The sequence below is a fragment of the Providencia sp. PROV261 genome, from assembly GCF_028477945.1.
Classification (GTDB): domain Bacteria; phylum Pseudomonadota; class Gammaproteobacteria; order Enterobacterales; family Enterobacteriaceae; genus Providencia; species Providencia stuartii.
The window spans coordinates 57,126-70,982 of sequence record NZ_JAMPMC010000004.1; the positions used below are offsets into that span (position 1 = coordinate 57,126).

A 13,857-nucleotide genomic window follows, 5' to 3' on the forward strand; every position below is an offset into this window, starting at 1 on the left:
AATTAGATGAATTTTAATAATATTATTTTCCTTTTTCAGACTGTTTTCTATTCATGACGGCCCTGCTTGTCCTAAAAATAAACACTATTTTTGCTTATATCCTGTCAGCCCCTTTTTACGCTACAATAGGATATTTAAGGTTAACGATATCAGTGCTATGCGCTTAATAATTCTTTGGCTTCTATTTACTTTTTCACTGGTCGCTCAGGCTAACGATGTGTCATATCAGGATACTGCGGCGAATGATGTTCCCAAAAACATCCGCCAAAACGGCTTTATCTATTGTGTTAATGGCATTGTTACCACTTTCAATCCCCAGTTAGTCAGTAGTGGCCTAATTGTCGACCCCTTGGCAGCGCAAATTTATGATCGCCTGCTAGATGTTGACCCTTTTACCTATCGGTTAATTCCGGAAGTGGCGTCACGCTGGGAGGTACTGGATAATGGCGCAACTTATCGATTAACACTGCGTAAAGATGTCAAATTTCAGCAAACACCGTGGTTTACTCCAACACGTAATATGAATGCCGATGATGTTGTTTTTAGCTTCGCTCGCATGTTTGAAGTTAATCATCCTTATCACTACATTAATGGCGGTCACTACCCCTATTTTGATAGTTTGCAATTTGCCAATAGCGTACAAAGTATTCGTAAATTAAATGATTATACGGTTGAATTCCGTCTGAATGCCCCTGATGCTTCTTTTCTATGGCACTTAGCGACCCACTATGCGCCTATTTTATCGGCTGAATATGCCGATCACCTCGCTCAAATTAATCGCCAAGAGATGATTGATTGGCGCCCTGTCGGCACCGGACCATTTCGCCTTGATGACTATCAAGCAGGCCAATTTGTCCGTCTGTTTCGTAATGATAACTACTGGAAGGGTGAACCTCGCATGAAAGAGGTGGTTATTGATATGGGCGCTGGCGGTACGGGGAGAATCTCAAAATTGCTCACTGGCGAATGCGATGTGTTGGCTTACCCTGCCGCCAGCCAATTGTCAGTGTTACGTGATGACCCACGTCTACGCCTATCAATGCGTTCAGGCATGAATATCGCATATTTGGCTTTCAATACCAGCAAGCCCCCTTTGGACCAACTCAAAGTGCGCCAAGCCATCGCTTATGCCATTAATAATGATCGCTTGATGCAATCTATCTACTACGGCACAGCAGAAACTGCCGCTTCGATTTTGCCACGAGCTTCTTGGGCCTATGATAATCAAGCCAAAGTGACTGATTATAACCCCGAGTTAGCCAAAAAAATGTTACAAGAGCTAGGACTGGAAAACTTGCAACTTGACCTTTGGGTACCTGTTTCATCACAATCGTATAACCCTAGCCCATTAAAAATGGCTGAGCTTATCCAAGCTGATTTGGCGCAAGTAGGCATTATCATGAATATTCGCTCTGTCGAAGGCCGTTTTCAAGAGAACCAATTAATGGATCGCTCCCATGATATGACTTTAGCGGGTTGGGCGACCGACAGTAACGACCCAGACAGTTTCTTCCGTCCTTTGCTGAGTTGTGCCGCGATAGCTTCTCAGACCAACCTAAGTCATTGGTGCAGCCCTGCTTTTGACGAAATACTGCATAAAGCACTGTTAACGGAGCAACTTGCCGCCCGTATTGATTACTATCATCAAGCCCAACAGCTACTGAGCGATGATTTGCCTGTTTTACCTCTCGCTTACTCTTTACGTTTGCAAGCCTATCGCTTTGATATGAAGGGCCTCGTGATCAGTGCATTTGGTAATACTTCATTTGCAGGCGTGTACAGAGATATGAATGAAAATAGCCAAAAAACAGGTCATAAACAGGAACAGTAACCATGATCATCTATTCGCTGCGTCGTTTACTTTTGCTGTTAGTCACCGTTTTTTTTCTCTCTTTGGTGAGCTTTAGCCTCAGCTATTTCACGCCTAATGCGCCTTTAAGCGGCGCATCGCTTATTGATGCTTATCTATTTTATTTCGATGGTCTACTCCACTTTGATTTTGGCGTTTCCAGTATTAATGGCGAACCCATTACAGAGCAATTAAAAGACACGTTCCCTGCAACAATGGAATTGTGTATTTTAGCCTTTATGTTTGCCCTGATCGTCGGTATTCCTTTAGGGATGATTGCCGCCTTTTGGCGAAATAAACCCGCGGATATTGCAATCAGCACCTTTGCATTACTTGGCTTTTCTGTACCCGTCTTTGTGTTAGCGTTAGTCTTGACACTGTTTTTCTCACTACGATTAGGCTGGCTGCCAGTGTCTGGGCGTATTGATCTTCTCTATAATCTAAAATCTGTTACAGGTTTTGCATTAATTGATGCTTGGCTTTCCGACTCACCTTATCGCCAACAAATGATCATAAACGTACTCGAACATATGATTTTACCTGTATTAACACTGGCTCTGGCTCCGACTACCGAGGTCATTCGTTTAGTTCGAAATAGTACTGAAGAGATAGCCAGTGAAAATTACATTAAAGCGGCTGCAACGCGTGGGTTATCACGACTTACCATTATCCGTCGTCATATTTTCCACAATGCGATCCCGCCAATTATCCCTAAATTAGGCCTACAATTCTCTACCATGTTAACACTGACCATGGTGACCGAATTGGTATTTAACTGGCCAGGACTGGGGCGTTGGTTAGTCACCGCCATCCGCCAACAAGACTACTCTGCTATTTCTGCTGGCGTCATGTTGATTGGGGCCTTAGTGATTACCGTTAACGTACTGTCTGATATTTTAGGGGCAATGATGGATCCGTTAAAACATAAGGATTGGTATGTCCTCAGATAATTTTTATCGTGAACAGAAGATGCCTTCCCCTACGCGGGTTGTCTGGAATATTTTTTCATCTGATATTCTCTCGATGATCGGTTTCTATGGCGTGCTATTTTTATTGGCGCTCTCTTTTATTGGCCCTTATATCGCGCCCTATACCATCGATCAGCAATTCTTAGGTTACCAATTATTACCGCCTTCTTGGTCTCACTATGGTAATGTCGCCTTTTTCCTAGGTACTGACGACCTCGGCAGGGATATCCTAAGCCGCCTCATTTTGGGCACAAAATCGACGTTCGGCGCGGCATTATTAATCACTTTTATTGCCACTCTAATAGGCCTGATATTAGGCTGTCTAGCAGGGATGACACGGGGCTTAAAGTCAGCGGTTTTCAACCATATACTTGATACATTGTTATCCATCCCGTCTTTGTTACTTGCCATTATCGTGGTTGCATTCATGGGCGCGAGTTTACAAAATGCTATGCTCGCAATCTGCTTAGCCCTGATCCCTCGCATGGTAAGAACAATTTATGTTGCTGTTCACGATGAGCTAGATAAAGAGTATATTGTTGCTGCTAGGCTTGACGGCGCATCAAATATTTTTATTTTGTGGTATACCGTATTACCTAACATTACCCCAATCTTAGTAACAGAGCTGACGAGAGCACTTTCTATCGCTATTTTGGATATTGCCGCGCTGGGCTTTCTTGATCTGGGTGCACAGTTGCCCTCTTCTGAGTGGGGTGCCATGTTAGGGGATAGTTTAGAGCTTATCTATGTCGCCCCTTGGTCAGTCATTTTGCCCGGTGCAGCGATTATGATAAGTGTCTTATTCGTCAATTTACTCGGTGATGGCTTACACCGAGCAATCAATGCGGGGGTTGAATAATGCCATTGTTAGACATCCGCAATTTGACCATTGAATTTATGACAGCCAACGGCCCAGTCAAAGCCGTTGACCGTATTTCGATGACCCTTACTGAGGGGGAAGTCCGTGGCTTAGTTGGTGAGTCTGGCTCAGGTAAAAGCCTCATTGCCAAAGCCATTTGTGGCGTCACCAAAGATAATATCCGTGTTACCGCCGACCGCTTTCGCTTCCAAGATATTGACTTACTTAAACTTAGCCCTCGTAAGCGTCGTCGGTTGATCGGTCATAATATTTCGATGATTTTCCAAGAGCCGCAATCTTGTCTCGACCCCGCCGAAAATATTGGCAAGCAATTGATACAGGCTATCCCAGGCTGGACTTATAAAGGTCGTTGGTGGCAACGTTTTAATTGGCGTAAGCGCCGAGCCATCGAATTATTACACCGCGTGGGGATCAAAGATCATAAAGACATTATGCGTAGCTACCCTTATGAACTTACTGATGGTGAATGTCAAAAAGTCATGATAGCCATTGCAATTGCGAATCAGCCACGTTTATTGATAGCCGATGAGCCAACCAATGCGATGGAGTCCACTACCCAAGCACAAATTTTCCGACTGCTCGATAAGCTTAATCAAAACAATAATATGACTATCTTGTTGATCAGCCATGATATGGAAATGATGTCAAAACTCGTGGATAGAATTAACGTGCTTTATTGTGGTCAAACTGTTGAAAGCGCAACACCAGAGGATATTTTGCAACGTCCTCGCCACCCCTATACACAAGCACTGATTCGTTCAATACCTGATTTTGAAAGCCCGATTCCCCATAAAGGCCGATTAAATACCCTTCCGGGCGCCATCCCATCGCTGGAACATCTTCCAATTGGCTGTCGCCTTGGCCCCCGCTGCCCTTATGCACAACGGACATGTATCGTGGCTCCACCTCTACGTAATATCAAAAACCATCTGTTTGCCTGTCATTATCCGCTAAATACGGAGGAACCATCCTGATGGAAACGTTACTTGAGGTTCGCAATCTCACCAAAACTTTTCGTTTTCGCGAGGGGCTATTCCGCCGTTATGAATTAGAAGCGGTGAAACCATTGAGCTTTAACTTACAGGCAGGCCAGACATTAGCCATTATTGGTGCCAACGGTTCGGGGAAATCAACCCTTGCTCGTATGTTATCCGGCGTCACGGAGCCGACCGCAGGCGAGATTATGATCCGCGGTCACCGCCTCAGTTATGGTGACTACAGTTACCGTAGCCAGCGTATCCGTATGATATTCCAAGATCCCAGCACCTCGCTAAACCCTCGCCAACGTATTGGTCAAACCCTTGAGTTACCACTAAAGCTGAACACGGAACTGACCGGTATTGAGCGAGAGCGCCGTATTATTCAAACGCTTCGCCAAGTGGGTCTATTGGCCGATCATGCAGAATATTACCCTCATATGCTTGCGTCAGGACAAAAGCAGCGTGTCGCATTGGCAAGAGCGCTAATTTTACAGCCTGAAATTATTATTGCGGATGAAGCATTGGCCTCCTTAGATATGTCAATGCGTTCACAAATTATCAATCTGATGTTGGAGTTGCAGGCAAAGCAGGATATTGCTTACATTTATGTCACGCAGCATTTAGGAATGATGAAGCATATTAGCGATAAAATGTTAGTCATGGATAAAGGGGTTGTCGTCGAGCGCGGAAATACTGCTGAAGTGCTAGCGTCACCACTTCATGATGTCACCCGTCGATTGATTGAGAGCCATTTCGGCGAACCTTTATCCATTGAAGCATGGCGACAGGATATTTGACTGCTCCGAGGAGAACAGCAAAATACCCTTCTTTATGCAATACATGGTAAGATATCGACGATTCGTCAATAAAAAATGCGAAAACTACCCAAGACACGGTGTCTTCTGTTATATTCGCGTTTTCAATAGAAAATAAACAAGGATAATGCTATGGGTTTTTTAACCGGCAAACGCATTCTAATCACTGGCGTTGCCAGTAAATTATCAATTGCATACGGTATTGCTAAAGCAATGCATGAACAAGGCGCTGAACTGGCGTTCACTTATCAAAACGAAAAATTAAAACCTCGTGTCGAAGAGTTTGCTGCATCTTTAAACTCTAACATCGTTCTTGAGTGTGATGTTGCTGTTGATGCAAGTATTGACGCTATGTTTGCTGAATTAGGAAAATCCTGGCCTAAATTTGATGGCTTTGTCCACTCAATCGGCTTTGCACCAGCAGATCAGCTTGACGGCGATTATGTTGACGCGGTAACACGTGATGGTTTCCGTATCGCTCACGATATCAGTGCATACAGTTTTGTTGCGATGGCAAAAGCATGCCGTAACATGCTAAACCCAGATGCTTCTTTACTGACGCTTACCTATTTAGGTGCTGAGCGCGCTATTCCTAACTATAACGTAATGGGTCTTGCTAAAGCCTCTTTAGAAGCTAACGTTCGTTATATGGCAAATGCAATGGGTCCTCAAGGTATCCGTGTCAACGCGGTTTCAGCAGGCCCAATCCGTACACTCGCGGCATCAGGTATCAAAGACTTCCGTAAAATGCTGGCACACTGCGAAGCTGTAACGCCAATTCGTCGTACAGTCACTATCGAAGACGTGGGTAATACAGCGGCATTCCTAAGCTCAAATCTTGCAGCAGGTATTACTGGTGAAGTCGTACATGTTGATGGTGGTTTCAGCATTGCCGCAATGAATGAACTGGAACTTAAATAAGTTTTAGTTGATTGATGACAAACGCCATCTCCGGATGGCGTTTTGCTTTTAAAAACAACCGCATTTAACGAGCGATTGTGACATTCGCCTTAATATGTTTAAGATGAACGACAATCGTAAAAGTCACAATGACTAATAAAGACCAAGCTCCCCACTTCCCTGCATGCACAACCGACCACGCACCAATTTGGTTCGGGTATTGCCAAACCCCAAAAAAGGTTCCGAAATTTTCCGCTAACCAAATAAAAAAGCCGATCAGCATAAACGCAAGTAATAATGGCATTCGCCGCTCTTTATCTAAGGGAGTATAAAAAACGGTACTACGTGCATATAGGCCAAAAATAAAAGCCGTTAAATACCAACGGTAATCATCAATATAATGATGGCTAAAAAATTAATGTATATCGCTAAAGCCACCAATGTTGCCATCCAATAAGGTGGGTAATGCTCAATACGCACTTTAAAAAAACGCCACGACTGAATAATATAACTACCAACAGCCGCATACATAAATCCTGTAAATAGAGGAACTCCCCACAGTTTACTATAGGCTTCATCGGGGTATTGCCACGAGGCTATTGTCGCTGAAGTTTTAAACAACTCCATGATAAACCCCACTAAATGGAAAACACAAATCGCTTTTAGCTCATCCCAAGTCTCTAACTTTGACCAAACAAGAAAAGCCTGAAATAGTACTGCAAACACCAGTAAAATATCATAGCGAGGTAAACCAAATAGACCTTTAACAGGAACAAGAAACAATGCTAAAAAAAAGAAGCCCGCAAATAAGCATGAGCGCGCATTGATTAAGCCAAAAAACCAAAATTCTAAAACAAAACGCTTAAATCCAGTACTCTGATTAGGCGTATGCGCCATTAATACGTTATCAAGTTTATTTAATATTTTTAATTTGTTACACATACTTTCCATGTTACAAGCCTAACGTTATAAAGTGGCGACTCTGTGATAGCTGATTTTGAACGCGGATCCTAACAAGTTCCACACAATAAAAGATAAGGCATTAGTCTTAATTATTTACTAAAGTTACATCTAATCATCTGCCTACTCTAAAACGAATAAATACTGACATCTTAAAGCAAATGCTTTCTCATGCGTCATGATATACTATGGATGATATTAGTCTGCTGATTGCCAATATAACTATTTAGGAGTTTTATGATGAAATTGTATTATGCTCCCGGTGCTTGTTCCCTTTCCCCTCACATTATCTTGCGCGAAACAGGGCTGGATTTCAGCATTGTGCGTGTCAATTTAAAAGAGAAGAAAACCGAAAATGGCGAAGATTTCTTAGCTATCAACCCGAAAGGGCAAGTTCCTACTTTAATCTTAGATGATGGCGAACAGCTAACTGAAGGAGCCGTGATCGTCCAGTATCTCGCTGATCAAAAACAAGATAGAAATCTAATCGCGCCAGCAGGTACGATGAAACGCTACCATCAATTGGAGGCTCTGAATTTTATTTCTACTGAGCTACATAAGAATTTTGCACCTTTATTCACGCCAGGCACTCCTGATGAGTATAAAGAGATGGCTAAAGCGACACTCATCAAAAAATTCCAATATGTTGATGATGTACTGGCTAAAAAAGCCTTCTTTGCCGATGACAGCTTTACTGTTGCTGATGCTTATTTATTTACTGTGAGTAACTGGGCAAAAATCGTCGGTGTTGATATTACTCATCTGAAACATTTAACAGAGTATCGAGACAAAGTCGCTAAGCGCCCTAAAGTCCAAGAAGCATTAGCTGCTGAAGGTTTGATCTGATTTTACTGTAGCGCTCCATAATGGAGCGCTACCTGTTCTATTTGTTTGCACACTTTAATCAAGTGCGGTTGCACAGAATTTATGTTCTGGTGTAACCATCTTATCCTGCGCCGCAACTAATTGAAGCTCATACTCACCCATTACTTTGGTTTGTAACATCACCTCATAAACAGCGGCAGCAACGTGCTCTAAAGCTTTAGGCAAACTTTCACCTTTTAATAAATTCACCAGCATCAAACCACTCGTCAAATCCCCCACTCCTACCGGCTGCTTTTCACCAAAATCAACCAAAGGTCGGCTCACATGCCAGCTATGCTCTGCGGTGACTAAAATCATTTCAAAACGATCGGCTCTGTAGCCCGCTCGACTTAGATGTTTGACTAGAACAATTTTAGGCCCTTTGCAACATAATTGACGTGCTGCTTCCACAGCTTGCTCTACCGTTGCAATGGTTTTTCCTGACAGTGTTTCTAACTCAAGTAGGTTAGGTGCGATGATGTCACTAGCTTGTAAGGCTTGTTGACATAAAAACTCAGCGACTCCTGGAGCAACGATACATCCTTTCTCTGGATGCCCCATTACCGGATCACAAAAATAGAGCGCCTGTGGATTTGCTGCTTTGACTTGTTTGACAATCGCAAGAATATCATTGCCTTGCTCAGCAGAGCCGATATAACCGCTTAAGACGGCATCACAAATGTCTAATTTATGAATTTTAGCTAAGCCGCTAACAATCTCTGTTAAATGTTGAGCGGGAAAAACTGTGCCCGTCCATTGCGGGTACTGCGTATGATTGGAAAATTGTACGGTGTTGAGTGGCCATACATCGACGCCCATACGGCACATAGGAAAGACAGCCGCACTGTTTCCTGCATGACCGAAAACAACATGGGATTGAATTGAGAGAACACTTTTCATGGAAGACCCAAGGAATTGTTAAATCGAATGAAGCGAAATCAGTGATTCACCATTGCGTATATAGATTCAAAATAATTCCAAATAGATGTGACCAACCAATGAGGCAATACTAACGTTCATAGAAACAGGTATGTTCACAGTAACTCAATATATTTAGTCAATCATGCCATCTGAAAAATATGATGAATACAAATAGCCCGAGAACTTCTCGGGCTAGTAGGACAAAGGTTCGTCAGCGTTATTTCCAGTTGATTAAGCAGTCGTTTTTCTTACCACGACGGATCAGTGTGAAACGCCCAAACAGGCGATCAGAATCACTGAACACATACATTGGATCGGTCTGTTTTTGACCGTTAACTGCCACCGCATTTGAACTAATTGCTGTTCTTGCCTGTCCGCGTGAAGGCGTTAACTCTGAATCAACAAGCGCTTGCTGTAAGTCAGCACCATTTTCAAGTGTAATGCATGGCATACCATCTTGAGCCAGTTGTTCAAAATCTGCTTCGGTCAAATCAGACACTGCACCAGAGAAAAGGCTTTCAGTAATACGACGCGCCGCGGCTAAACCTTCTTCACCATGTACCAGTCGAGTTACATTTTCAGCTAAAACATATTGTGCACGTGGCGCTTTACCGCTGTTTTTATCTTCTTCTTCAAGTGCATCAATTTCGCTTAACTCCATGAAGGTAAAGAATTTTAAGAAACGATAGACGTCAGCATCAGCCGTATTGATCCAGAATTGGTAGAATTTGTATGGACTGGTTTTCTTAGGATCAAGCCAGACTGCACCACCTTCAGTTTTACCGAATTTAGTACCATCTGATTTGGTGATTAACGGTACAGTCATACCGAATACTTGGTTTTGATTTAAACGGCGAGTCAAATCAATACCCGAAGTAATGTTACCCCATTGGTCAGAACCACCAATTTGTAACTCAACACCATGCTCTTTATTGAGGTTTGCGAAGTCATAACCTTGCAGCAGGTTATAAGCAAACTCAGTGAAAGAGATCCCCACATCATCACGATTTAGGCGTTGTTTTACCGCTTCTTTGTTGATCATTTGGTTAACAGAAAAGTGTTTACCAATATCACGTAAGAAAGTCAGCACATCCATTTTACCAAACCAATCGTAGTTGTTGGCTAATTTAGCGCTGTTATCGCCACAATCAAAACTTAGGAAAGGCGATACTTGATTACGGATTTTTTCTACCCATTCTTGGACGGTCTCTGCGGTATTTAATTTACGCTCAGAGGCTTTAAAACTCGGATCGCCAATCAGACCCGTCGCGCCACCGACCAACGCCACAGGCTTGTGCCCGGCTAGTTGGAATCGTTTTAAACACAGCAAGGGAACCAGATGTCCCAAGTGCAAGCTGTCGGCGGTAGGGTCGAAGCCGCAATAGAGAGAGATAGGGCCTTGCGCCAGTCTCTCTGCTAACGCATCCTCATCCGTTACCTGGGCAACGAGGCCCCGCTCTTGCAATTGTTTAATCAGGTTATTGCTAGACATCAATGACTCCATCAGTTGAATTTTGTCTATCTATTTTTAGTAAAATGACCTCGAGCTGGGAGTGATTACCCAATCTCGTAGGTGTCGCTTGTCAGTTTTCGTAAACGAACCTATAGCATAAAGCGCCTAGCTGTGAAGTGCCAGCTAAAAAACATTTAATTACGGCGCTAATCTATCAATTTTCCAGCCATCCCCGTCTCGCTGATAAATAAAACGGTCATGTAACCGGTTGGCTCCCCCTTGCCAGAACTCAACACTATTGAATACCACACGGAAACCACCCCAAAAACTCGGTAGTGGCACTTCGCCATTTTGGAACTTTTGTTTTAGTTCTAAAAATTTACCTTCCAAAATGCTACGCGCTGAAATTCTGGATGATTGCTGAGATGCCCAAGCCGCAATCTGGCTATCTTTTGGACGACTATGGAAATACTTGACGACCTCAATAGGGTTTAAACGCTCTGCCACCCCTAAAAAACTCACTTGGCGCTCAAGTGGATACCATGGGAAATGTAAGCTGACTTTATTGTTTTTTCCTAAATGCTGCGCTTTTCGGCTCCCCATGTTGGTATAAAAGACCAACCCTTTTTCATCGAAGTGCTTTAACAAAACAATACGTTGATACGGCTGACCTGTTTCATCAACAGTCGCAACACACATTGCAGTAGGGTCACTTAAATTCGCTTCACAGGCCTGTTTTAACCACTTCTCAAACAGATCTAGTGGGTCAGCCGTTAAGTCAGATCGCCTTAAACCACCTTTCGTGTATTCACGGCGTAATGCTGCTAACTCTAAATTTTGTGCGTCATTCATCGCTTACTTATTTCCTTAACGCAATTATTTTTCATCGATATTCGCGGGATAAATCGCACCTAACACCGTTTCACGTTCAGCGCCTGTCACGGATGCAAGATTCCCCGGCAAATTAGCCATAGTTCGAGCAGCCAGCCATGCGAAAGCTAATGCTTCCATATCATCACCGCTTAAACCATATTTATCACTTGGCCCCACCTCTGTCCCCGGAAGCAAAGCCGCTAGGCGCTGCATCAAAAAGCTATTTTTTGCACCACCCCCACAAACAATTAAACGTTCACAGCCGCCACACAGTAAAATCTGCTCGGCAATTGACGCGGCGGTTAATTCACATAAAGTCGCTTGCACATCTTGAGGTAAAATATCAGGGAAGTCAGATAAGTGCTTATCTAACCATTGCATATTAAAATATTCACGCCCAGTGCTTTTTGGTGCCGACCGCCGGAAGTACGGATCACGTAACATCGCCTTGAGCAAAGGTTGATGTACCGTACCTGTACTCGCCCAATGACCATTTTCATCGTATGCACACTGTTTATGACGCCATATCCATGTGTCCATCAACATATTACCAGGCCCGGTATCGTAACCTTTGACATAAGCCCCCGGCAGTAAAGCGGTAATGTTCGATATGCCACCAATATTTAATATAATTCTTTTTTCTATTGCATGGCCTAATACTGCCAAGTGGAATGCAGGTACTAATGGAGCCCCCTGTCCACCATAGGCCATATCGCGACGCCTAAAATCCCCCACCGTCGTAATGCCTGTTAATGCGGCAACTCTATTGTTATCGCCCAGTTGTGTGGTAAAAGGTTGCGGGCCATCGGGTTCATGCCAGACGGTTTGCCCATGACAACCAATTGCAATGATATCTTTTGCGGGAATGCCGGCTTTCGCCAATAATTGATTCACAGCATCGGCATAAAGTGACCCTAATTCACGGTCAATTTTTCCTATTTCAGATAATGTGGTTTCTTGGCCTTGGCAAATATTAAGAATTCTTTTTTTTAGCTCCACAGGAAACGCAACACTAATGCTTAATTGCTCAGCAACAAATTTATCGCTAATCGCTGCAAGAACAACATCAACCCCATCTAAGCTGGTTCCTGACATAATCCCTATATAACGACCTGACTTTATCATTATTGTTCCTTTAGGTTGCATAACGCTTTGTGAATTTAAGCTTCAAAAGATTGTGCTTTGATGGGGGAGTTTGTCAACCACACATTGTAATTTCTCGGGCTGACTCGCAGAAAAAAAGTCAGTACACGGATCCTGACGATTTTACGTTTAAAATATCGACAATAAGGTTATTTGGGCGCTCGAATATCTACCTAGCCAATTATAAGTTATAGTATAATTAACAAGCTAAGGTATTTATCAATGCAAACAAGGGTCGTCATTGGGTAATTAGAACAATTTTTGTGCAATTAACACACAATGATATTTGTATCGTCAATTTATTTAATGGAAACATTTAACAAAGTGTGCCTTACTTTATGAAATATTTCCTACTTTGAGATATTTTACCTAGTGTTTACACTTTGTTTAAAACAAAATCAGTAGTCTGATACCCGTTTTAGCCCTACATCATAATGGTCATCTTCATATTGTGATTATGGTTAAAACAACAATCCAATGCTATGTTAGTGCCACAGACAGCAAGTCTCATAGGAGTAATTATGCTTAAGAAAGTTTTCGTCGGTGTTGTAGCAGTCACTGTATTATCTGGCTGTGTCAATACCAGTACACTTTCTGGTGATACTATTTCAGCTAAAGACGCGAAACAAGTACAGACTGTGACTTACGGCACTGTGCTTAATGCTCGCCCTGTTACTATCCAAGCAGGTGATGATGGAAACGTTATCGGTGCAATTGGTGGTGCGGTACTAGGCGGCCTATTGGGTAACACCATTGGTGGCGGCTCTGGTAAAACGCTTGCAACCGCTGCGGGGGCTATTGCGGGTGGTTTAGCAGGCCAAGAAGCCCAAGGTGCGCTGAATAGAAGCCAAGGTGTACAGTTAGAGATCCGTCTTGATAGCGGCAAAAACATTGTCGTCGTTCAAAAACAAGATCCAAGTGTTTTCCGTTCTGGCCAACGTGTCATGATTGCAAATAGTGGCGGCACGGTCACTGTTTCTCCACGTTAATCTTAGTATATGTTCACCGGCAAAATTCTGACCGGTGAACATATCTTCTTAATTTTAAGGTTACCTAAACCATTGTTGTGTAGTCATCATACATCTACAGTTTCACTTCCTTATTGGACTTTGGATTTGACATCTTATGCAGTACCAACAAACCGTTGAACATCTGTAAATAACTGACAAATATTAATGTTTGCTTAAATTCCAATGATTATTTTTACGCTGTTTGATTTGTTCCTCAAAACACAATTAATCTAAAAAGTAT

Annotated in this window: 12 protein-coding genes and 1 pseudogene; 8 read left to right on the forward strand and 5 right to left on the reverse strand. The window is 42.9% G+C overall.

The window, feature by feature from the left end:
* The first annotated feature begins 157 nt into the window (after positions 1-157).
* The 6 genes from sapA to fabI all read left to right on the forward strand — a co-directional run bounded on the left by sapA (position 158) and on the right by fabI (position 6,413).
* A complete protein-coding gene (gene sapA, locus PR675_RS02460) occupies positions 158-1,831 on the forward strand; it encodes an ABC transporter substrate-binding protein SapA (protein WP_004919235.1) in 1,674 nt (557 codons plus the stop codon).
* 2 nt (positions 1,832-1,833) lie between these two features.
* A complete protein-coding gene (sapB, locus tag PR675_RS02465) occupies positions 1,834-2,799 on the forward strand; it encodes a putrescine export ABC transporter permease SapB (protein ID WP_004919233.1) in 966 nt (321 codons plus the stop codon).
* Positions 2,786-3,676 carry a putrescine export ABC transporter permease SapC gene (gene sapC, locus PR675_RS02470; RefSeq protein WP_004919231.1) on the forward strand — a complete coding sequence of 297 codons (891 nt, stop codon included), beginning with the start codon at positions 2,786-2,788 and terminating at the stop codon, positions 3,674-3,676. The genes sapB and sapC overlap by 14 nt, the downstream gene beginning before the upstream one ends.
* Positions 3,676-4,671 carry a putrescine export ABC transporter ATP-binding protein SapD gene (sapD, locus tag PR675_RS02475; protein WP_004919228.1) on the forward strand — a complete coding sequence of 332 codons (996 nt, stop codon included), beginning with the start codon at positions 3,676-3,678 and terminating at the stop codon, positions 4,669-4,671. The genes sapC and sapD overlap by 1 nt, the downstream gene beginning before the upstream one ends.
* Positions 4,671-5,474, forward strand: coding sequence for a putrescine export ABC transporter ATP-binding protein SapF (gene sapF, locus PR675_RS02480; protein ID WP_004919225.1), 804 nt, complete (start codon positions 4,671-4,673; stop codon positions 5,472-5,474). The genes sapD and sapF overlap by 1 nt, the downstream gene beginning before the upstream one ends.
* Before the next feature lie 150 nt (positions 5,475-5,624).
* Positions 5,625-6,413, forward strand: coding sequence for an enoyl-ACP reductase FabI (gene fabI, locus PR675_RS02485; protein WP_004919224.1), 789 nt, complete (start codon positions 5,625-5,627; stop codon positions 6,411-6,413).
* A 64-nt stretch (positions 6,414-6,477) separates the two neighbouring features.
* Here the strand turns inward: fabI and PR675_RS02490 are convergent.
* Positions 6,478-7,343, reverse strand: a pseudogene (locus tag PR675_RS02490) (DUF817 domain-containing protein).
* Positions 7,344-7,592: 249 nt separating this feature from the next.
* Between PR675_RS02490 and gstA the strand changes: the two are divergent.
* Complete coding sequence (gene gstA, locus PR675_RS02495; protein ID WP_014658232.1) at positions 7,593-8,198, forward strand: glutathione transferase GstA; 606 nt, start codon at positions 7,593-7,595, stop codon at positions 8,196-8,198.
* A 54-nt stretch (positions 8,199-8,252) separates the two neighbouring features.
* Here gstA and pdxY read toward each other — a convergent pair whose 3' ends face one another.
* The 4 genes from pdxY to anmK form a co-directional block, all read right to left on the reverse strand.
* On the reverse strand, positions 8,253-9,116 hold the full coding sequence (pdxY, locus tag PR675_RS02500) for a pyridoxal kinase PdxY (RefSeq protein ID WP_014658231.1): 864 nt from the start codon (positions 9,114-9,116) through the stop codon (positions 8,253-8,255).
* A 238-nt stretch (positions 9,117-9,354) separates the two neighbouring features.
* Entirely contained in the window at positions 9,355-10,629 is a 1,275-nt protein-coding gene (gene tyrS, locus PR675_RS02505) for a tyrosine--tRNA ligase (protein ID WP_004919214.1), read from the reverse strand.
* Positions 10,630-10,788: 159 nt separating this feature from the next.
* The gene (gene pdxH, locus PR675_RS02510; RefSeq protein ID WP_004919212.1) at positions 10,789-11,442 is read right to left on the reverse strand and encodes a pyridoxamine 5'-phosphate oxidase; all 654 of its coding nucleotides are present in this window, start codon (positions 11,440-11,442) and stop codon (positions 10,789-10,791) included.
* 24 nt (positions 11,443-11,466) lie between these two features.
* Entirely contained in the window at positions 11,467-12,585 is a 1,119-nt protein-coding gene (gene anmK / locus PR675_RS02515) for an anhydro-N-acetylmuramic acid kinase (RefSeq protein ID WP_041705626.1), read from the reverse strand.
* A gap of 542 nt (positions 12,586-13,127) precedes the next feature.
* Here anmK and PR675_RS02520 point away from each other — a divergent pair.
* The gene (locus PR675_RS02520) at positions 13,128-13,595 is read left to right on the forward strand and encodes a glycine zipper 2TM domain-containing protein (protein WP_014658229.1); all 468 of its coding nucleotides are present in this window, start codon (positions 13,128-13,130) and stop codon (positions 13,593-13,595) included.
* Positions 13,596-13,857: the final 262 nt, after the last annotated feature.

What these genes read in the sequence shown, in the direction of transcription:
- sapA (WP_004919235.1), top strand. Translation starts at nt 158, where the DNA reads ATGCGCTTAATAATTCTTTGGCTTCTATTTACTTTTTCACTGGTCGCT.
- sapB (WP_004919233.1), top strand. Translation starts at nt 1,834, where the DNA reads ATGATCATCTATTCGCTGCGTCGTTTACTTTTGCTGTTAGTCACCGTT.
- sapC (WP_004919231.1), top strand. Translation starts at nt 2,786, where the DNA reads ATGTCCTCAGATAATTTTTATCGTGAACAGAAGATGCCTTCCCCTACG.
- sapD (WP_004919228.1), top strand. Translation starts at nt 3,676, where the DNA reads ATGCCATTGTTAGACATCCGCAATTTGACCATTGAATTTATGACAGCC.
- sapF (WP_004919225.1), top strand. Translation starts at nt 4,671, where the DNA reads ATGGAAACGTTACTTGAGGTTCGCAATCTCACCAAAACTTTTCGTTTT.
- fabI (WP_004919224.1), top strand. Translation starts at nt 5,625, where the DNA reads ATGGGTTTTTTAACCGGCAAACGCATTCTAATCACTGGCGTTGCCAGT.
- gstA (WP_014658232.1), top strand. Translation starts at nt 7,593, where the DNA reads ATGAAATTGTATTATGCTCCCGGTGCTTGTTCCCTTTCCCCTCACATT.
- pdxY (WP_014658231.1), bottom strand. Translation starts at nt 9,116, where the DNA reads ATGAAAAGTGTTCTCTCAATTCAATCCCATGTTGTTTTCGGTCATGCA.
- tyrS (WP_004919214.1), bottom strand. Translation starts at nt 10,629, where the DNA reads ATGTCTAGCAATAACCTGATTAAACAATTGCAAGAGCGGGGCCTCGTT.
- pdxH (WP_004919212.1), bottom strand. Translation starts at nt 11,442, where the DNA reads ATGAATGACGCACAAAATTTAGAGTTAGCAGCATTACGCCGTGAATAC.
- PR675_RS02520 (WP_014658229.1), top strand. Translation starts at nt 13,128, where the DNA reads ATGCTTAAGAAAGTTTTCGTCGGTGTTGTAGCAGTCACTGTATTATCT.